The organism is Yersinia vastinensis (genome assembly GCF_902726565.1).
In the GTDB taxonomy this organism is placed as follows: Bacteria; Pseudomonadota; Gammaproteobacteria; order Enterobacterales; family Enterobacteriaceae; genus Yersinia; species Yersinia vastinensis.
Map to the genome: position 1 here is coordinate 125649 of NZ_CACVAF010000003.1, position 19907 is coordinate 145555.

The window sequence follows — 19907 nt, forward strand, 5'->3', positions numbered from 1 at the left end:
GCTCAAACGGGCAGTTATCCGCAGGCTCTCTTACCAAAATGTTCTACTGTGATACTGGAGGCTTACTCCCCGCCGCTATCGGCTGGCAAGGCAACAGTAAATTCGCCAGCACCGAAGGAGAAAGCATCTTCGGTAGAGTGATGCTGCATTGCGCCTGTCCATTCCAGTTCACAGACATCGTTTCACCGGCTTTGATCCCACTGAGATAAGTCGAACCATCGTCGTTAACAATGCCGGTCTCTTGCTGATTTTCATTCAATACGGTGGCCCCAAATGGAGGGGATGAGCCATCAACCATACGAATCATAGCCATCGCTTTTTCACCTGAAATCACATTAAAGCGGCGATAACCGATGGCCCCTTCAGTCAGGGTAACCTGTGCAACCGTTCCTCTGGCCTCAACATCATCAGCCAAGTTGTCAATATCAATACTGGCTCGGTTGCGGTAATAACTGTTCACATCACCGACCACGGCTTTACCAAAATGGTTGGTCCGTATTGTTGACCCATACCCCTGAACCGGTACGCCAGCCACACCTTGTGTATCCAGCAGTAATCGAGTACCGCCGAGTGTATTCATTCGGTGCAGCGCCCCACCTTCAGCCGTCACCGTTGCACCGCCTTGGATACCGACACCAACGGAGGAATATTGCCCTTCCTGATAACTGGCGTTAGCGGTAACATCCGCGCTATTCCCCATATGGTTGTAATTACCACTCACCAACGCGCCGCTACGTGCGACACCGGTATTGATTTGGTAGCTGTTATGGGCATCAATTCTGTTGGTATACCCAACTCGTTGGCTGTTTTCTCGGCCATTAATCGCCGCGCTATAGCTGATGGTGGCGCTATTGCCAAACGGCATAGACAAGGACAAATACATCCCATCGTCATTATTTTCGTTATAACGGTTGCGATAGGCAGACAGTGTGACGCTAACGTTTTTCAGTTCCCCCATATCGAAATAGCGGGATAGTGACAGGTTATACCGGTCATTAGCTGAACGATCCCAATACGTCTGATGGCTATAGTTCAGATATGCACTCAACCCCAAATCACGAAATTGCTGGTTGAAGCTGATGGTATACATCTCTTTATTACCACCGACGTTATCACCACGATAACGGGCATCGAGATATTCACTCATGCTCATAAAGTTACGTTCAGAGAAGCGATAGCCAGCAAAAGTCACCTGACTGCCCGTCTCTTGGAAGTTTTTCGAGTAGTTAATCCGATAAGAACCACCACTTACCGTGCCTTGCTCTGGCAAATTGGCCCAAGATTGGGTCATATCCACCGACACAGCACCAAGCTCCATCAAGTCACGGCCTATCCCCATGGATGCCGCTTGATATTCGTTTTCACCACTGATCCCGCCACCGAACAACGACCAACCGTTATTGATGCCCCAAGAGAATTCCCCAGTTCCAAATACGGGTCCTTCCGTGCTATGGCCGATATCAGAAGGCTTACCAAGAGCAATTCTGTAACGCACCATGCCAGGACGGGTCAGGTAAGGAATACTGGCAGTATTCACTTGAAATTGTTGTACTTGCCCATCAAGTTCTTCCACTCGGACATCCAGTGTCCCGGAAACAAAACTGTTCAAGTTTTGAATTCGAAAAGGCCCGGCCGCCACCAATGTTTCACTCAACACTCGCCCTTGCTGGCTAACAATCACTCGCGCGTTAGTCCGAGCAACCCCGGAAATCTCTGGTGCATAACCACGCAGATTCGGCGGTAACATATTGTCATCCGTCACCAGACTTGCACCGCTAAAACGGAAGCTGTCAAAAATAGCGGAATTTAAAAAGTCTTCCCCTAAAGTCAGCTTCGCGCCTAAATTCGGTATCGCGCGGTAGGCGTAATAGCGACTCCAATCCCATTGACGTTCGGTCGGCGAACCTGAAACCTGATCAACTCGAGTCTGCCAATCCGCACGCAATCGCCAAGCACCTAAGTTGGCTCCGGTCGTCCCGTTACCACTTAAACTGTTGTTACTGGTATTGTTCGTCTCTTGACGGTTCAATTGCCCTAACAGGTTGTAATCGAAAAGCAGCCCAGGGATCCCCTCTTCCCAGCGTGAAGGTGGATCCCAGTCTGGCTCGCTATACTCCAACCACGCTTGCGGCACACTCAGATAAAGTGATGACGTCGCCAAATCACCCTGCACGGTCAAACCGGGCAAGCTGCTCGTATCCAAACATTCCCCGTCACGCCACCACGTTAGTTTCTTGACACTGTCTTCTTTCAGCGCCATCAACTTAACCAACTCAGGTGATAAGCACGCTTCACTTTTTTTAGGATCGTTTTCGGCGGCGTAAAACACTATCGGTAGCTCGCCTATCTCCTGCTTATTCATATTAACCAATAAGTTATAATTCCCCGGCATGATAAAGCCGCGTTGGGAAAATTGGCTCAGGTCAAAATTGGCACGATCCTTAGTATCCAAAACATCGGTATTAAACTGAATATCATCACTGGCAAACACGCCATAAGCATTGCCACTTAACGCAACTGCAATCAAAATGCGCAATAAATCACGACGGGCAATACCGGTGGTGATGGAACGAGCGGATAGCATGGGATATGTCACCTTACTCATTGAAATCAGTAGTAATCCAATGTGAAACGAACGCTAGAATGATAAGTTCCAGCACGCAGCATCTTGCCATTGCCCACTAAACGCAGGGCATAATTGAGTGTCATACCAGCAGGGATAATATTAATTTCCGGTGATGCCACCCCTGGAATAGAAGCATTGCCTTTATCATCAATGATTTGCATTGCAACCCCCTCGGCCTCACCGTACACCGCATAATTATTACCGTCCGCCGCGCCATCAAATGACACGGTAAAATGCTGTCGGTTAGATTTACTTGGATCGGGATGGGCTATCGTGCAATCGAGTAGTCGAATCTCGAATGGATGCTTATTCCCTACCCCGTTTTGTACCAACAAACCTATTGGCATAATCGCCATATCAATGGTCTGTTCCAAACTTCCCGGATCTATCGCACAAGCAGTATCAGTAATACTTCCTTCCATACTCACGCGGCCCCAATCGGTTTTCATGGGGGAGGCCATTGCCGGCAAACTCAGCAGTGACGCTATCAGTAAGGAAGGAGGTACTATCAAAAAAAATGACTTGGACATAAATCACCTAACTCATCCAACACGTATCTTTCTCAAGAGGAAAAGACATGCGGAAAAATCCGCATGTCGAATTAGCAAAGAGAAATACTTATTGGTAAGCCAGCGTGAAGTCTGCAACGCTAGAGAAGGTACCTGGTTTGATTGCGTCAGCTACAGTGCTGCCTTGCAGGTATGCAGAGAATGCCAGGGTGTTGTTACCAGTAACCAGAGTCTGTTCAGCCGTTGCTGTACCCAGAGTAATAACAGAACCAGTACCATCAACGATGGCGATACCAGCGCCTTCAGCTACACCAGTGATACCCAGCAGGCCAGGTACTGCAGCTGATTCTGCACCGCCAAAGGTGGTGGTAACTGTTTTCAGAGTTGTGATGTCACAGTTTTCCAGTTTGATGTCGAAAACACGGGACTGTGATTTGCCGCCGTTCTGCAGCGCAACGTTAGAGATCTGGCCCATTTCAACAGTCTGTGAATCAGAACCAGCAGCGATTGAACATGGCGCATCAATGATAGAACCATTGAAAGTTACAGTACCCTGACCTTGATCAGCAGCGTTAGCCATAGAAGCAAAACCTAATACCAGACCAGCAGCCAAGATAGTTTTATTCAGTTTCATTACGTGATTCCTTTATACACAATTAAAATTTTGCCCGCTGATTTACCTTAATAAAATCAAGGTAAATACCGCTTCGAAGTAGTTTAAAAAATAAAAAACCGTGCAGTTTCTTGTCGCCAAAATACGAGAAGTTTAACTACGAACGACATAGAGCTATAAATCAGACATGAAGGCATTAAAAAACACCCTCACCTTTCAGTAAACATTTAAATAACGTCAAAGCTCTTTTTGTTCGACGCAGATAATACAAATATAGTGGGATACTTCAAAGCTATTTAATTCAAACAATCAAAATTCAGAGTCTTTAACTTAATTAACTAAATTAACACAATAATCTCGATAACTTTGATCGATAAACATTACACCTTCGACATATAGCACTGCAAAAAGAAGCAAATCGACACATTAGATCGCTAAAAGTCATTTTATCAAAATTAATGATTGCTTATTCCATAAGTGAAATTATAATCGATATTAAATCCTCATGATTTTAACGCCAGAAGCAGAAAAAGCTTAACATTAATACAATAAAACCTTGCTAACTCCTTGAGTCACTTCAGGATAAGCGAGGATTTTCCACATAAAAAAATAACATAACTATCTGAAATTTATGGATTTTATTGAAACAAAAAGAAGCCGCCATCTTGATGAAAAATAAAGTAATTTTATTTTATTTGAGAGGGATAAACTGTATTAAAACAGGATAGAAACCATACCAAACTGTTAATTTTATTGTGATGGAAGTTGATGATTAAAATAAGGATTACAAAAATAATAATAAATAAATAAGAGGGCGGTCATTGTTTTGTGTGAATTGTCTTTATTATGGTAGGAAGATTCCTACAAATGAATAAGAAATATAAACCCTGCATTAGGAATATAAGAAATAAAATATCTTTAAAATATACATTGCATGAGGAATTAAATAATGAAGCCTAAGGATAAACGGAAAGAAGAAGTGATGAGTATATTGGAAGAACATTGTAATGTTCTAAAGGAGCAGTTTACTGAAACTCCACCACCCGTTATCAATTGGCCAAAAACCAGAGAACTTGCTGATAAAGCGCAGTTGGATATTTATACTGCAAGGCTGGTATTAATGAAGCTGGTTGATGAGAATAGAGCGAGAATGTCTGAAACCAAAGTCATGAATTCATTACGCTGGTTTATTGCTCACCCGATAGAAAAATAAACGCAACCGAATGCTATTCGATATTAATAACTAATCACCTAATAGTTAGTTAGCTAGCCAATAACGAATGCCTTGTTAGGGTTTAATGTAACAACTTGATAAATATTGATTTTTTATTAAACACTATAAACCACATTCTATTTTCGCAATAAGTTAACCTTATTATTTTGGTGGTCATGAGTACTGAATCTGTGTCAATGCTGCACTAAGAAGTCAATCGAAGTGGTTCAGGCTGTCATCCAAGTCACGCCATCCACATCGTTTGTGAAAATTTTAGGCCCCTTCAACAAGGGGCCTTTTCGTTTTTTGCAAATAGTCTCAACCATTACCTATGTCAGTTTTCGGGCTGCTGGGCTAGTATATCGGCTGGAAAAAGGACTGATGTACGGTGGCAAGACGTCCGTGTTAACCGTAGAATCATGTGATGTCTAACGATAACAATAAAAATCACAATCAACTTTAAATTCAATGGATTAAAAAAATAACCGCATGAATAACACCGATAAACTCGACTCTCACACGCCGATGATGCAGCAGTATCTACGGCTCAAGGCCCAGCATCCCGAAATACTCTTATTTTATCGGATGGGGGATTTTTATGAGCTGTTCTACAGTGATGCCAAGCGGGCTTCACAACTGCTGGATATCTCACTGACCAAGCGGGGAGCATCTGCCGGCGAACCCATTCCTATGGCCGGTGTTCCCTATCACTCGATAGAAAACTATCTGGCGAAACTGGTGCAATTAGGTGAGTCAGCGGCTATCTGCGAGCAAATCGGTGATCCTGCCACCAGTAAAGGGCCTGTTGAGCGCAAAGTGGTGCGCATCGTGACTCCCGGAACCGTCAGTGATGAAGCATTACTGCAAGAGCGCCAAGATAATCTACTGGCGGCTATCTGGCAGGATGCCCGTGGGTTTGGTTATGCCACTTTGGATATCAGTTCTGGTCGTTTTAGGGTGGCAGAACCTGCGGATCTTGAAACCATGGCCGCGGAGTTACAGCGAACTAACCCCGCAGAATTACTCTATCCAGAAAATTTCGAGCAAATGTCGTTGATTGAACAACGGCATGGCCTGCGCCGCCGTCCATTATGGGAGTTTGAGCTAGAAACTGCCAAACAACAGCTTAATCTACAATTCGGTACTCGCGATTTAATCGGCTTTGGTGTTGAACAAGCCCATCAGGCATTACGGGCTGCGGGTTGCCTGCTGCAATATGTTAAGGATACCCAACGCACTTCTCTGCCCCATATCCGTGGTTTAACCATGGAACGCCAGCAAGATGGCATTGTGATGGATGCTGCCACACGTCGAAACCTCGAACTGACTCAGAATTTATCGGGGGGAACTGAAAATACACTGGCCGCCATTCTTGATTGTAGTGTGACCGCCATGGGTAGCCGCATGCTTAAACGCTGGTTGCATATGCCAATCCGCGACATCAAAGTATTAACCGATCGCCAACAAGCCATTGGTGGTCTGCAAGACATCACAACTGAGCTGCAAACACCATTAAGACAAGTGGGTGATTTGGAGCGTATTCTGGCTCGCTTGGCACTACGCACCGCGCGTCCAAGAGACTTGGCTCGCATGCGTCATGCTTTCCAACAGTTGCCTGAGATCCATCGTTTGCTGCAATCTGTGAATGTCCCTCACGTACAAAATTTGCTGTCACAAGTGGGCCAATTTGATGAATTACAAGATTTACTGGAGCGAGCAATCGTCGAAGCACCGCCAGTATTAGTGCGCGACGGTGGTGTAATCGCGCCGGGATATAATGCGGAGTTAGATGAATGGCGGGCGCTAGCCGATGGCGCGACCGATTATCTGGACAGGTTGGAAATCCGTGAGCGTGAAAAACTGGGCTTAGATACACTCAAAGTCGGTTTTAATGGTGTTCATGGTTATTACATTCAGGTTAGTCGTGGCCAGAGTCATCTGGTGCCTATCCATTATGTTCGCAGACAGACCCTAAAAAATGCCGAGCGCTACATTATTCCTGAACTGAAAGAGTATGAAGATAAAGTTCTGACCTCCAAAGGAAAGGCGCTGGCGATTGAAAAAGGACTATACGAAGAGATTTTCGATCTGCTGTTGCCGCATTTATCTGAATTGCAAACCAGCGCCAATGCGCTAGCTGAATTGGATGTATTGGCGAATTTGGCGGAAAGAGCAGAAACACTCAACTACAACTGCCCAACGCTGAGTGATAAGCCGGGAATCAAAATTACCGGTGGTCGCCACCCCGTGGTTGAGCAAGTGCTCAGTGAACCTTTTATTGCTAACCCACTGGCGTTATCACCTCAGCGGCGGATGTTGATCATTACTGGCCCAAACATGGGCGGTAAAAGTACCTATATGCGTCAAACGGCATTAATCGTGTTACTGGCGCACATGGGGAGCTATGTCCCTGCAGATCAGGCAACGATTGGTCCGGTTGATCGCATATTTACCCGCGTCGGGGCGGCAGATGATCTGGCCTCTGGTCGCTCAACCTTCATGGTGGAAATGACGGAAACCGCGAATATTCTGCACAATGCTACTGAGCAAAGCTTAGTATTAATGGATGAAATTGGCCGCGGAACATCTACTTATGATGGTTTATCACTGGCTTGGGCCTGCGCTGAAAATCTGGCCAGTCGCATTAAAGCCATGACTCTTTTTGCCACCCATTACTTTGAACTGACCACTTTGCCGGAAAAAATGGAGGGTGTGGTCAATGTTCATCTTGATGCACTGGAACATGGTGACACCATCGCCTTTATGCACAGTGTGCAAGATGGGGCTGCCAGTAAAAGTTATGGGTTGGCAGTTGCCGCATTGGCGGGTGTACCACGGGATGTGATTAAGCGGGCGCGCCAAAAACTAAAAGAGTTGGAGTCATTGTCAAATAATGCCGCGGCAAGCAAAATTGATGGTTCGCAACTGACATTACTCAATGAGGAAGTCTCACCGGCGGTTGAAGCATTGGAAGCACTGGATCCAGACTCGCTATCACCACGTCAGGCGTTAGAGTGGATTTATCGCCTGAAAAATATGGTGTAGCAGTATCTTTAAACGTTCCAAAACCGCCAGTTGCTGACAATGGCAGGCATAAAAAAACGGTGAACATCAGTTCACCGTTTTTTTGTTTTCCAGACAATCTTTATTCGCGGAACAATGCCTCGATGCTCAGGCCCTGCCCTTGCAGGATTTCCCGCAAACGACGCAAACCTTCAACCTGAATCTGGCGAACACGTTCACGTGTCAAACCAATCTCACGGCCAACATCTTCTAGCGTTGCTGCTTCATACCCTAACAAACCAAAACGACGGGCCAGAACTTCGCGCTGTTTGGCATTCAATTCAAACAGCCATTTAACGATACTTTGTTTCATATCGTCATCTTGCGTGGTGTCTTCTGGGCCATTTTCGTTTTCGTCAGACAGAATATCTAACAAAGCTTTCTCTGAGTCGCCGCCTAAAGGAGTATCAACAGAAGTGATACGTTCGTTAAGGCGTAGCATACGGCTCACGTCATCAACCGGTTTGTCGAGCTGCTCGGCAATCTCTTCAGCGCTCGGCTCATGATCCAATTTATGAGAAAGTTCTCGTGCAGTACGCAAATAAACGTTTAGTTCTTTGACGATATGAATAGGCAAACGAATCGTCCGGGTTTGGTTCATGATTGCCCGTTCAATTGTCTGACGTATCCACCAAGTGGCATAAGTGGAGAAACGGAAACCGCGCTCAGGATCAAACTTTTCTACCGCTCTGATCAGACCGAGGTTTCCCTCTTCAATCAGATCCAGCAGCGCCAAGCCGCGATTACTGTAACGACGGGCGATCTTCACCACCAGCCGCAAGTTACTTTCGATCATACGCCGACGTGAAGGCACATCTCCGCGCAATGCACGCCGGGCAAAATAAACCTCTTCTTCTGCGGTCAACAGCGGTGAATAACCAATCTCACCAAGATAGAGCTGTGTCGCATCCAGTACTCGCTGGGTAACGCCTTGCGCCAACAGCTCATCTTCTGCTAACTCGCTTTCAGTAGGTTCATCTTCTACTAATGCTTTTTCGTCGAAAATTTCAGTTTCCGTACTGTTTTCGTCAAACTCAGCATCTTCCTGCAACTCGTTAACTTTCAGCGTATTTTGGCTCATATGCTGCTCCTACCCGTGAATCCGGCGAGCAGAATACAGCGTATTCTGCCCAATCTATCGCTGCGGAAGGTAACGCAGCGGGTTTACGGATTTCCCCTTGTAACGAATTTCAAAGTGCAATCTTACTGAACTGGTTCCGGTGCTACCCATGGTGGCTATTTTTTGACCCGCCTTCACTTCTTCTTGTTCCCGGACCAGCATTGTATCGTTATGAGCGTAGGCGCTCAGGTAATCATCGTTGTGTTTGATGATGATAAGATTACCGTAACCACGCAGTGCGTTCCCAGCATACACAACTCGCCCATTTGCTGTAGCGAAGATTGGTTGCCCACGAGAACCCGCGATATCAATCCCTTTATTGCCTCCTTCGGAAGCAGAGAAACTATCAATCGTTTTACCTTCAGTTGGCCATTTCCAGCTGCTGACTGGACCACCATTACTGGTAGGGTCACTGATGGTACTGCTAGGTGCAGTAACAGGTGCAGTTGTAGCGACAACAGCTCCTGATGCCGGTAACATTTTACCAACATTCTGTTTACCCGAGTTTTCAGAATACGCGCTAGTTGATTGAGAATCAACCATTGTAGTTGTGTTCTGAATATTTGACGGCGGTTTTGCTATTCCGCCTGATGTGGCATCCGTTGCGGCTAGCATTCCGCCACCAGAACCATTACCTAGTTGAATGGATTGCCCCACATTTAGGCTATATGGCTCGGCAATATTATTTTTTGCCGCCAGATCACGGAAATCATTCCCAGTAATCCAGGCGATATAAAACAGCGTGTCACCACGCTTAACGGTATAGGTATTACCGCTATAGCTTCCTTTGGGGATATTGTCGTAGCTACGGTTATAAACGATACGTTCACCCGATGCATTGGTATTCGAGCCACTTAGCATAGTACCTGAACGATCACCACCGACACTGCTGATGGGTGCAGAGGTTGTATTCTCATTGCTACAACCCACTAACCATAAACTCATAACCGTACATGCCGCGACCCGGCGTAATGTAATCATTGGGCTTCCCGTGCTCATGCTTCCCCCATGACAGCAATAATAAGCGATATATCCAAAATACCTTTTACACCGTCGGATAAGTGGTCACTCGTTGATGACAGCAAAACGCTGGTCTGAGGACGACTACACCACTTATTGTCGAGTATTAAAGGTTCCACAGAACGAGCCAAACCCATGCCGTCCCGAACTGAAGAAACAAGATGCAGAAGCGCGCATGCTATCAATACCACGTCTACCACACCATAAAATTTATGTTACTGATTTTTGTCCAATCTTTAGCGCAAAATAGTGTGCTGCGGATACAGGAAAAATAATGACCGATATAAAAAGATTTATTTAAGCCAGTTCCCCTTTTACCAAAGGAACAAAACGCACGGCCTCTACTGTCTCAATTTGGAATTCATTATTGCGACGCTGCACACATTTTAGCGTTTGAGCTTGCTCGCCCACAGGCAAGACTAATATCCCGCCCTCATCCAATTGCTCAAGTAATGCGTTCGGTATTTCTGGTGGCGCGGCTGTCACAATGATCGCATCAAATGGCCCGCGTGATGCCCAACCTAGCCAGCCATCACCGTGGCGGGTTGAGACATTATGCAGATCTAGCTGTTTCAGGCGACGCTTTGCCTGCCACTGTAACCCTTTGATTCGTTCAACTGAGCATACATGTTCGACTAAATGCGCCAAAATGGCGGTCTGATAACCAGAACCGGTTCCTATCTCTAAAACCCGTGAAGTGGGCGTCAATTGCAATAATTCTGTCATTCGCGCCACCATATAAGGCTGAGAAATAGTTTGCCCTGAACCTATCGGTAGGGCTGTATTCTCATACGCCTTATGAGATAACGCTTCATCAACAAAACGCTCGCGCGGCACTGCTTCGATCGCCTGCAACAAGCGCTCGTCTGTAATGCCCTGCTGACGTAACTGCATCAACAATGTTTGCATGCGTTTATTTACCATTCCCCGTCAACCTCGGTATTTACTAACGTCATGTTGGTTAACCAGTTTTCAACCACGTCTTGCGCCGCATAGGCCGTTAAATCAACCTGCAGTGGTGTGATAGAAACATAACCTTGCTCAACTGCAGCAAAATCAGTGTCTTCTGCCACATCAAACTTCTCCCCCGGTGGCCCTATCCAATAGAGATCGTTGCCCCGTGGGTCTTGTTGACAAAATACCTGCTCTGCCGGATGGCGGCTACCACAACGAGTCACCCGAATCCCTTTAATTTCAGATAAGGGTAAGTCAGGTACATTAATATTCAGTATCTTGCCTGTACGCAATGGTTTATGTTGCAGCGCACGCAATATTTGGCAAGTGACCGCTGCCGCCGTCGCATAGTGCTGATGCCCATTGAGCGAAACAGCCAGTGCAGGAAGCCCTAAATGCCGTCCTTCCATCGCTGCTGCCACAGTACCTGAATAGATAACATCATCGCCCAGATTGGGGCCAGCATTGATGCCAGAAACCACAATATCGGGCCGGGGACGCATAAGCGCATTAACCCCCAGATAAACACAATCAGTCGGAGTACCTTGTTGTACCGCGATATCGCCATTGGATAATGTCGTGATGCGCAGAGCACTATCAAGCGTCAATGCATTAGAGGAGCCGCTACGATTACGATCCGGCGCAACCATTTTGACTTCCGCAAATTCCCGCAGTGCGGTAGCAAGCGTCTGGATCCCGGGCGCAGTAATACCGTCGTCGTTACTCAGCAATATCCGCAGCATCAGCATTATCCTGATTCATGATTTCTCGCACCACGCTGGTGGCAAAGCTGCCTGCGGGTAACCAGAAGCTGAGTTCCAAGGTGACGTCATCCCACCAATTCCACGCCATATTCTGTGGTTTTAACAAGATTGCCCGACGCGCACCTTCAACACGTTCACGTTTAATCAACGCCAATAATTCGGTTTGATCCGCCAAACACGCCTGCTCGAAAGCCAATGCTTCAGCCTGTGTCCCCAATTCGCCATCACCCGGTAATGGCGCGGTCACATTCAGTTCACCCGCATCAACACGTTGTTGTAAGGCCGCCAACTCATCGGCTTCAGCCACAAACCAACTACCGCGACCAGAGAGTTGCAATGCATCGCCAGACAGCACTGTTGTTGCTTGCTGTTGCGCCAAACGGCAACTGCTGATCAAGTTGAACATGGCGCTACGACTGGCGGACAAGTAAAAGCTGCGCTTATTGCGTTCTTTTACGCGAATCTCATTATTAGCCCACAACCGAGCCTGCACCAGATTATTACCACCGCGGCCAAATCGTTGGCTGCCAAAATAGTTAGGCACACCTTGGGCCGCTATCTGCTGCAATCGTTGTTCTACATCCTGATTATCAGTGATATGGCGTAGCACTAAAGTAAAAGCGTTGCCTTTCAGTGAGCCGATACGCAGTTTTCTTTTCTGACGTACAGACTCCAGCACTTCACAGCCTTCCAGCTCAAAAGTGGATAAATCTGGCGCTTCTTTGCCCGGCAGGTGCAAGCAGAACCATTGTTCAGTTACTGCGTGGCGATCCTTCAAGCCCGCATAACTCACCAAACGTGGGTGAATCTTGGCAAAACGCGCCAGATAATCGGCAACAAACTGGGTATTGCAGCCATTTTTACGGATGCGTACCAATAAATGTTCGCCTTCACCGTCAGGTTCAAAACCCAAGTCTTCGACCACCACAAAATCTTCCGGATTGGCTTTTAGAATGCCGCTCGCTTTGGGTTTGCCGTGCAACCAGGTCAGATTTTCCATGTCCATCATTTATGCCTTAACCAATAATTACTGCTTAACCAACAGAGCCACCGCCTCGCAGGCAATACCTTCGCCACGGCCAGTAAAACCGAGCTGTTCGGTCGTGGTGGCTTTTACGTTGATATCATCCATATGACATTGTAGGTCTTCCGCCAAATGAACGCGCATTTGTGGAATATGAGGGGCCATTTTCGGCGCCTGAGCAATAATCGTGATGTCTAGATTTCCAAGCCGGTATCCTTTCGCCAAAATGCGACGATAAGCCTCACGCAATAGGCCACGGCTATCCGCACCTTTAAACGCCGGATCGGTGTCGGGGAATAATTTTCCGATGTCGCCTAAGGCCGCTGCTCCCAGCAATGCATCAGTTGCCGCATGTAATGCGACATCACCATCAGAGTGTGCCAATAGGCCCTTTTCATAAGGGATTCGCACGCCACCTATAATCAATGGGCCTTCGCCGCCAAATCTATGAACATCAAAACCATGGCCAATTCGCATTAATGACACTCCAATTAATTTGTGTTGCGTCGTTGAGTTAAATAAAACTCTGCCAGCGCCAGATCTTCTGGACGCGTCACCTTGATATTATCCGAACGACCCGAAACCAGTATCGGATGATAGCCGCAATGTTCTAATGCTGAAGCCTCATCGGTGACTACCGCCCCATCTTGCAGGGCGCGGGATAAGCACATTTTTAATAACTCAAGTGGGAAGAGTTGAGGTGTAAGAGCATGCCATAGCGCTTGACGATCCACCGTATGGGCAATCGCTTGAACGCCCGCCTCACTCCGCTTCATTGTGTCACGAACCGGTGCTGCCAGAATTCCCCCGACTTTGCTGTGCTCAATTATCGATAATAATTTTTCAAGATCATCAGCATGCAAACAGGGACGAGCCGCATCATGCACCAGAACCCACTCGGCCTGACCGGCATATTGTAAGCCAGCCATCACCGAATCAGCGCGCTGTTCACCACCGTGGACAACACTGATGCGTGGATCCTTAGCAATAGGTAACGAAGAAAATTGCTGATCCTGCGGATGTATCACGACGATAATCCGCTGAATCCGAGGATGACTCAGCAAAGAAAAAATAGCGTGTTCAATGATTGTTTTGCCACCAGCCATTAAATACTGTTTAGGGCAATCAGCCTGCATACGGCTGCCAATACCCGCCGCGGGTAATACAGCGACGATGTCAGGAAGGGAAACTGCGAAATTACTCATTATTTATTGTTGTGCGTTATTTTGCGTCGAAGGGATACCCGCATTGCGTCCGGATTGGTCAGGAACCAGACGATAGAAACTTTCGCCGGGTTTAATCATACCCAGTTCGTTACGTGCGCGTTCTTCGATAGCCTCTTGACCACCGTTTAAATCATCAATTTCAGCAAATAGCTGATCGTTTCGGGCCTTAAGTTTACCGTTATTAACCTCTTGAAGAGCAACGTCATCCTTAACCCGAACAAAATCATGAACACCATTCTTGCCCAGCCACAATGAATACTGTAACCAGCCAAGTAAAACCAGCAATAGTAGCGTAAGTTTTCCCATTCCCGCCCCCCGAAAAACTGCCTAATCATCCCACAACTTTTCGTCGGACTCCACTCTGTAACGGAAATAGGCCACAAGGCGTAGATTAAGGACGATTTCCGGCAAAAATACCATGCCAATCTACAAAATGTCATTAAATGCGCGTTTTCAGCCCACATTCATCCAAACAATAGTTGATGAATGCATCATGCAGAGGTAAACACTGGGAAAGTTGTTTTTGCCGTTAGCTTATACCAATCAATAAAGCAAATATGCATATTTAATGTCGCCATAAATAAATAACCCCTATCACAGTTGAGTTTAGAGGTATAAAAGTTTATTTTTATGCACTCAAACTGCATAAATAGAAAATCACACTTTCATTTACTTTTGCCTATGAACCGGGAGATTTACATGTTTAAACGTTTAATGCTGGTCGGAACTTGCCTGGCAGCCATGCTATCTGCGGGCAGCGTGATTGCTGCCGAACCGACTTATGTGGTGGGTTCCGGTGGTACTTATCGCCCCTTTGAGTATGAGAATAGCCAAAAACAACTGGAAGGTTTTGATATCGATATCATTAAGGCTATCGGTAAGGCCGAAGGTTTTCAGGTCAAACTGGTCAATACACCGTGGGAAGGCATTTTTGCCACCTTAGGTTCAGGTGATCGCGACATCATTATTTCTGGCATCACCATTACCGATAAGCGTAAGCAAATGGTTGATTTCTCAGACCCTTACTTCCCAGCTGAACAAACCATCGTGGTGCCTAAAGACTCTAAAGTGGACTCCATTGCCGCATTGAAAGATCTGAATGTTGGCGTGGTGAACTCCAGCACTGGCGATATCGTGGTATCTGATGTACTGGGTAAAAACAGTACCGCCATCAAGCGCTTTGATAATACCCCGTTGATGTTGCAGGAGTTGTATGAAGATGGCATCGCTGCTGCTGTCGGTGATGTGGGTGTTGCCAAGTTCTACCTGAAAACGCATCCAGAGAAAGCATTTGAGCTGGTGTCTGATGACAAGTTTGAACGCCAATATTTCGGTATCGCGGTCGCGAAAGGCAACGAAGAATTACGCAATAAAATCAATAGCGGTTTACAGAAGATCGTCGCTGACGGCACCTATGCCAAAATCTACGAAAAATGGTTTGATGCACAGGTACCTACACTGCCTGCAGCCACTCAGCCTGCAAAATAATTTTTTAATACACCTTTTTTAGACCTCAAATAATTGACGTTACAGCCGGGCGGTGAATACCGCAGTAACGTCGATTACCAAGGTTTTTTGGATTGGCTTATGTCAGGATTTCGTTGGGAAATCATTCAGGAATACGCGCCACTGTTTATGGACGGTGCCTGGATGACGATAAAGTGCACCATTATCTGTGTGATTTTAGGCACCACTTGGGGCTTAACACTGGGATTGGGACGGTTAGCGCAGGCACCTCATGGTATCTGGAAGCCGGTATTACATTACTTTGTTCAATGGCCAGTGCGTATCTATATCAGCGCCATTCGAGGTACGCCGCTCTTTGTGCAAATCATGGTGGTGCATTTCGCATTGGTGCCGCTATTTATCAATCCACGGGATGGCATTCTAGTCACCAATGGCATTATGTCCTCTGACTTTGCCAGAATGCTGCGTTCTGATTACGGTGCATTTTTATCCTGTGTGGTTGCCATCACACTGAACGCCGGGGCCTATGTCTCTGAGATTTTTCGCGCGGGTATTCAATCCATTGATCGTGGTCAAATGGAAGCCTCCCGCTCGCTGGGGATGAGCTACGGCAAAACCATGCGTAAGGTTATCCTGCCACAGGCTTTCCGCCGTATGCTGCCGCCGTTAGGTAATAATGCCATTGCTATTGTGAAAGACTCATCGCTGGCATCCGCCATTGGGTTGGCTGATTTAGCTTATGCCGCTCGCACTGTGTCTGGCGCCTATGCCACCTATTGGGAACCCTACCTGACCATCTCTCTGGTTTATTGGGTTATTACGTTCTTACTTTCGCTGTTAGTGCGGCATATGGAAAAGAGGTTTGGTAAAAGTGATTCACGTACATAACCTGCAAAAACAATTTGGCGAAACCCATGTATTACGCGGTATTTCCTGTGATATCCAACCCAAAGAGGTGGTTTGCATCATCGGCCCATCCGGTTCAGGAAAAAGCACCTTTTTACGCTGCATTAATGCGCTAGAAACGTTGTCTGGCGGTGAGATAACCGTCAACGGCTTTGAGATCCATAATCCCAAAACGGATCTTAACCGTATGCGCGAAAGTGTCGGCATGGTATTCCAGCGCTTTAATCTGTTCCCCCATATGACGGTGCTGGAAAACCTGATTATGGCACCAATGGATGTCAAAAAACTGCCGCGTGCGCAAGCCATAGAGCGGGCCGAATTGTTACTGCGTAAAGTGGGATTGCTGGACAAGATTGATGCCTATCCGAGCAGTTTATCCGGGGGGCAACAACAGCGCGTCGCCATTGCCAGAGCCTTGGCGATGGAGCCAAAAATCATGCTATTCGACGAGCCAACCTCAGCGCTTGATCCCGAATTGGTAGGCGAAGTGCTGGCAGTGATGAAAGCATTGGCTCTGGAAGGAATGACCATGGTGGTTGTCACCCATGAAATGGGCTTTGCCCGCGATGTCGCTGATCGGGTACTGTTTATCGATCAAGGGGTGATTCAAGAAGAGGGGCAACCGGAAGATATCTTTACAGCCCCCAGTAACCCACGGACACAAGCCTTCCTCAGCAAAGTGCTGTCAGCGCAAGCCTAACTGACGACAGATTGATTTGAGGAAAAACTGATGCGGCTGTTAGCGGGTGAATCCCAAACAGCCTGCTGATTTTACACTCACCAGCCGGTGAGAAATGAAAACAGCATCCAGAACAAGCACACCACCGCAATCCCCGTCCCACCAACCGTGGCTAACAGATTACCGCGCGACAGCATACTCAGCGTAATACCAATCAGTACAGAAACCGGCATCAATGCTAGAAAGAAGGGCCAAGTATAGAGCAGGAAGAAGACCGTATTCGGGCCGTAGACAAAAAATGGGATCGCGAATGCCAACCAATAGAAAACAAAGCCAGTGACGCCACCGAGAAAGGAGTATGACGGCTCCTCCCGTTCCCGCTGTTCGTCGATAGTAATCTGGGTGACATTCTGCATAAAGATCCCGTAGGTACAGTTTGCCGGCACGTTCTCAGGACGTTTCGCCAGGCAATCATAAGACATATATACCCAACATCATTGGAACTATAGGCGGGCAACAAGCGAACTCATCCCGATGAGCTAACATCAAAGTCAGTGATTCGGGAGAGTTCTTGCAGCGAACAACCTTGTAGTTTTAAGTACGAAGGGGATACGTTTAGGATCTGATAATAGCTCTACCACGCAGCACGTCTAACAATTGTTCAATCAAATTTGTTACTAATTGTTCACCCTGCAAATGCACATCGGCCTGCTCAGGGGATTCATAAACAGCGTCGATACCGGTGAAGTTTTTCAGCTCTCCGGCGCGGGCCTTTTTATACAATCCCTTAGGATCACGAGTCTCGCAAATTGCCAACGGCGTATCCACAAATACCTCAATAAACTGACCCGGAGCCAGCATATCTCGCACCATTTGTCGCTCGGCTCGATGGGGGGAGATAAAGGCCGTCAACACCACAAGACCAGCATCAACCATTAATTTGGCGACTTCCCCAACCCGGCGGATATTTTCCCGCCGGTCAGCATCAGCGAAGCCCAAATCACGGCATAAACCATGGCGAACATTGTCGCCATCAAGTAAGTAAGTGCTGACACCACGGGCAAACAGCGCCTGCTCCAGCGCACCGGCCAAAGTCGATTTTCCCGAACCCGACAAACCGGTAAACCACAGCACCACACCCTGATGCCCATGTTGTTGTTCACGATCGGCCTGGGTCACAGCATGCGGGTGCCAGACAATATTCTCATCAGCAGGCATGCTATTTCCCTCCCAGCAGGTCACGTGCGCCCCAATGCGGGAAGTGGCGACGAACCAGCGCATTCAGTTCCAATTCAAAAGGACTGAATTCGGTCGTTTCTTGATAAACCGACTCGATAGTTTCTCGAATCAAACCGGCACCGACGGTGACATTACTCAAGCGGTCAATAAAGATCATCCCACCGGTATCCCGATTATGCTGATAACTGTCCAGCACCAACGGCTCATCAAACGCCAGTTCAACCAAGCCGATACCGTTAAGCGGCAGACTTTCAACCACTCGCTGAGTCAGCGAGTTAATCTCAACCTGATATTGAATATTTTCAACTCGTGCACGGGTCTTTTTCCCGGCCACTTTGATGTCATAGCTCTGCCCAACCACCAGTGGCTGTTCGGCCATCCATACCACATCTACCAGCGCATTCTGAGCCGCTTTTAGCGTCTCTCCGGCGTCAACCAACAGATCACCACGGCTGATGTCCACTTCGTCCGCCAACACCAATGTAATTGCTTCACCAGGTGTGGCTTGAGTCAAATCACCATCAAAAGTCACAATGCGTGTCACGGTAGATTCCACACCTGAAGGCAGCACTTTTATTTTTTGTCCGACTCGAACGATACCGGCAGACAAGGTGCCAGCATAACCCCGGAAATCCAAATTGGGCCGGTTAACATACTGCACCGGGAAACGCAGTGGTTGCTGACGGCTGGCATTCACCACATCGACACTTTCCAGCACTTCAAGTAGCGTCGGACCGGAGTACCAGTCCATTTTCTCGCTCGGCGAGGCCACGTTGTCACCATCCAATGCGGACAATGGCACAAATTTGATATTCAAGTCCGTGGGCAATTGTTCGGCAAAACTCAGATAGTTTTCTTTGAACTGCTCGAAAACACTTTCCTGATAGTCCACTAAATCCATCTTGTTCACTGCCACCACTAAATGGCGGATACCCAATAAGGTGGCGATAAAACTGTGGCGACGAGTTTGGTCCAACACCCCTTTACGCGCATCGATCAACAAAATGGCTAGATCACAGGTCGACGCACCGGTGGCCATATTGCGCGTGTATTGCTCATGCCCTGGGGTATCAGCAATGATAAATTTGCGTTTTTCAGTCGAGAAGTAGCGATAAGCCACATCAATAGTAATGCCCTGCTCACGTTCGGCCTGTAAGCCATCCACCAGCAATGCCAGATCCAGCTTTTCGCCCTGTGTCCCCATGCGCTTGCTGTCAGTGTGCAGTGTTGTAAGCTGATCTTCGTAGATTTGGCGGGTATCGTGCAATAAACGGCCAATCAGAGTACTTTTACCGTCATCCACGCTGCCACAAGTCAGAAAGCGCAGCATGGTTTTGTGTTGCTGTGCATGCAAGTAAGCTTCCACCCCACCCTCATTCGCAATCTGCTGGGCAATCGAGGTGTTCTGTAAAATCATTGACTTGCCTTCTGACACTGCCGGGTTATCAAAAACAGGTTTATTTTGAAATGTTGTGCTCATCGGG

19 protein-coding genes are annotated in these 19907 nt (G+C 47.2%); 5 read left to right on the forward strand and 14 right to left on the reverse strand.

The window, feature by feature from the left end; genetic code table 11:
* Positions 1-43: 43 nt before the first annotated feature.
* The 3 genes from HUZ92_RS05455 to HUZ92_RS05465 all read right to left on the reverse strand — a co-directional run bounded on the left by HUZ92_RS05455 (position 44) and on the right by HUZ92_RS05465 (position 3769).
* Positions 44-2584: an outer membrane usher protein gene (locus tag HUZ92_RS05455; protein ID WP_050100330.1), complete on the reverse strand. Its 2541-nt coding sequence runs from the start codon at positions 2582-2584 to the stop codon at positions 44-46.
* A 26-nt stretch (positions 2585-2610) separates the two neighbouring features.
* Positions 2611-3114: a fimbrial protein gene (locus tag HUZ92_RS05460; protein ID WP_174846802.1), complete on the reverse strand. Its 504-nt coding sequence runs from the start codon at positions 3112-3114 to the stop codon at positions 2611-2613.
* A gap of 130 nt (positions 3115-3244) precedes the next feature.
* A complete protein-coding gene (locus tag HUZ92_RS05465; protein ID WP_050100332.1) occupies positions 3245-3769 on the reverse strand; it encodes a fimbrial protein in 525 nt (174 codons plus the stop codon).
* Positions 3770-4697: 928 nt separating this feature from the next.
* Here HUZ92_RS05465 and HUZ92_RS05470 point away from each other — a divergent pair.
* Positions 4698-4961, forward strand: coding sequence for a faeA-like family protein (locus tag HUZ92_RS05470; protein ID WP_050100337.1), 264 nt, complete (start codon positions 4698-4700; stop codon positions 4959-4961).
* A 489-nt stretch (positions 4962-5450) separates the two neighbouring features.
* Positions 5451-8006, forward strand: a complete 2556-nt coding sequence (gene mutS, locus HUZ92_RS05475; protein WP_050140503.1) for a DNA mismatch repair protein MutS — start codon at positions 5451-5453, stop codon at positions 8004-8006.
* A gap of 100 nt (positions 8007-8106) precedes the next feature.
* Here the strand turns inward: mutS and rpoS are convergent, their stop codons facing one another.
* The 8 genes from rpoS to ftsB form a co-directional block, all read right to left on the reverse strand.
* Positions 8107-9105: an RNA polymerase sigma factor RpoS gene (gene rpoS / locus HUZ92_RS05480; RefSeq protein ID WP_004714173.1), complete on the reverse strand. Its 999-nt coding sequence runs from the start codon at positions 9103-9105 to the stop codon at positions 8107-8109.
* Positions 9106-9159: 54 nt separating this feature from the next.
* Positions 9160-10125, reverse strand: coding sequence for a murein hydrolase activator NlpD (nlpD, locus tag HUZ92_RS05485; protein ID WP_050100342.1), 966 nt, complete (start codon positions 10123-10125; stop codon positions 9160-9162).
* A 336-nt stretch (positions 10126-10461) separates the two neighbouring features.
* A complete protein-coding gene (locus HUZ92_RS05490) occupies positions 10462-11088 on the reverse strand; it encodes a protein-L-isoaspartate(D-aspartate) O-methyltransferase (RefSeq protein ID WP_050100344.1) in 627 nt (208 codons plus the stop codon).
* Complete coding sequence (gene surE / locus HUZ92_RS05495; RefSeq protein WP_050100346.1) at positions 11082-11861, reverse strand: 5'/3'-nucleotidase SurE; 780 nt, start codon at positions 11859-11861, stop codon at positions 11082-11084. The genes HUZ92_RS05490 and surE overlap by 7 nt, the downstream gene beginning before the upstream one ends.
* Positions 11839-12888 carry a tRNA pseudouridine(13) synthase TruD gene (truD, locus tag HUZ92_RS05500; protein WP_050100348.1) on the reverse strand — a complete coding sequence of 350 codons (1050 nt, stop codon included), beginning with the start codon at positions 12886-12888 and terminating at the stop codon, positions 11839-11841. The genes surE and truD overlap by 23 nt, the downstream gene beginning before the upstream one ends.
* A gap of 21 nt (positions 12889-12909) precedes the next feature.
* A complete protein-coding gene (gene ispF, locus HUZ92_RS05505) occupies positions 12910-13383 on the reverse strand; it encodes a 2-C-methyl-D-erythritol 2,4-cyclodiphosphate synthase (protein ID WP_145580057.1) in 474 nt (157 codons plus the stop codon).
* A gap of 14 nt (positions 13384-13397) precedes the next feature.
* Positions 13398-14111 carry a 2-C-methyl-D-erythritol 4-phosphate cytidylyltransferase gene (gene ispD, locus HUZ92_RS05510; RefSeq protein ID WP_050100351.1) on the reverse strand — a complete coding sequence of 238 codons (714 nt, stop codon included), beginning with the start codon at positions 14109-14111 and terminating at the stop codon, positions 13398-13400.
* Positions 14112-14114: 3 nt separating this feature from the next.
* The gene (gene ftsB, locus HUZ92_RS05515; RefSeq protein WP_050100352.1) at positions 14115-14438 is read right to left on the reverse strand and encodes a cell division protein FtsB; all 324 of its coding nucleotides are present in this window, start codon (positions 14436-14438) and stop codon (positions 14115-14117) included.
* 393 nt (positions 14439-14831) lie between these two features.
* On the opposite strand from ftsB, the gene HUZ92_RS05520 reads away from it, so the two are divergent.
* The 3 genes from HUZ92_RS05520 to HUZ92_RS05530 all read left to right on the forward strand — a co-directional run bounded on the left by HUZ92_RS05520 (position 14832) and on the right by HUZ92_RS05530 (position 17205).
* Positions 14832-15620 (forward strand): basic amino acid ABC transporter substrate-binding protein, encoded by a 789-nt coding sequence (locus HUZ92_RS05520; protein ID WP_050140497.1) that lies wholly within the window; start codon positions 14832-14834, stop codon positions 15618-15620.
* 99 nt (positions 15621-15719) lie between these two features.
* A complete protein-coding gene (locus HUZ92_RS05525; RefSeq protein ID WP_050100355.1) occupies positions 15720-16487 on the forward strand; it encodes an amino acid ABC transporter permease in 768 nt (255 codons plus the stop codon).
* The gene (locus HUZ92_RS05530) at positions 16471-17205 is read left to right on the forward strand and encodes an amino acid ABC transporter ATP-binding protein (protein WP_050100356.1); all 735 of its coding nucleotides are present in this window, start codon (positions 16471-16473) and stop codon (positions 17203-17205) included. Before HUZ92_RS05525 ends, HUZ92_RS05530 begins: the two co-directional genes overlap by 17 nt.
* Positions 17206-17282: 77 nt before the next feature.
* Here HUZ92_RS05530 and HUZ92_RS05535 read toward each other — a convergent pair whose 3' ends face one another.
* The 3 genes from HUZ92_RS05535 to cysN form a co-directional block, all read right to left on the reverse strand.
* A complete protein-coding gene (locus tag HUZ92_RS05535) occupies positions 17283-17600 on the reverse strand; it encodes a DUF3561 family protein (protein ID WP_050100526.1) in 318 nt (105 codons plus the stop codon).
* A gap of 199 nt (positions 17601-17799) precedes the next feature.
* Entirely contained in the window at positions 17800-18465 is a 666-nt protein-coding gene (gene cysC / locus HUZ92_RS05540) for an adenylyl-sulfate kinase (protein ID WP_174846796.1), read from the reverse strand.
* Positions 18404-19903 carry a sulfate adenylyltransferase subunit CysN gene (gene cysN, locus HUZ92_RS05545; RefSeq protein WP_174846797.1) on the reverse strand — a complete coding sequence of 500 codons (1500 nt, stop codon included), beginning with the start codon at positions 19901-19903 and terminating at the stop codon, positions 18404-18406. Before cysN ends, cysC begins: the two co-directional genes overlap by 62 nt.
* Positions 19904-19907: the final 4 nt, after the last annotated feature.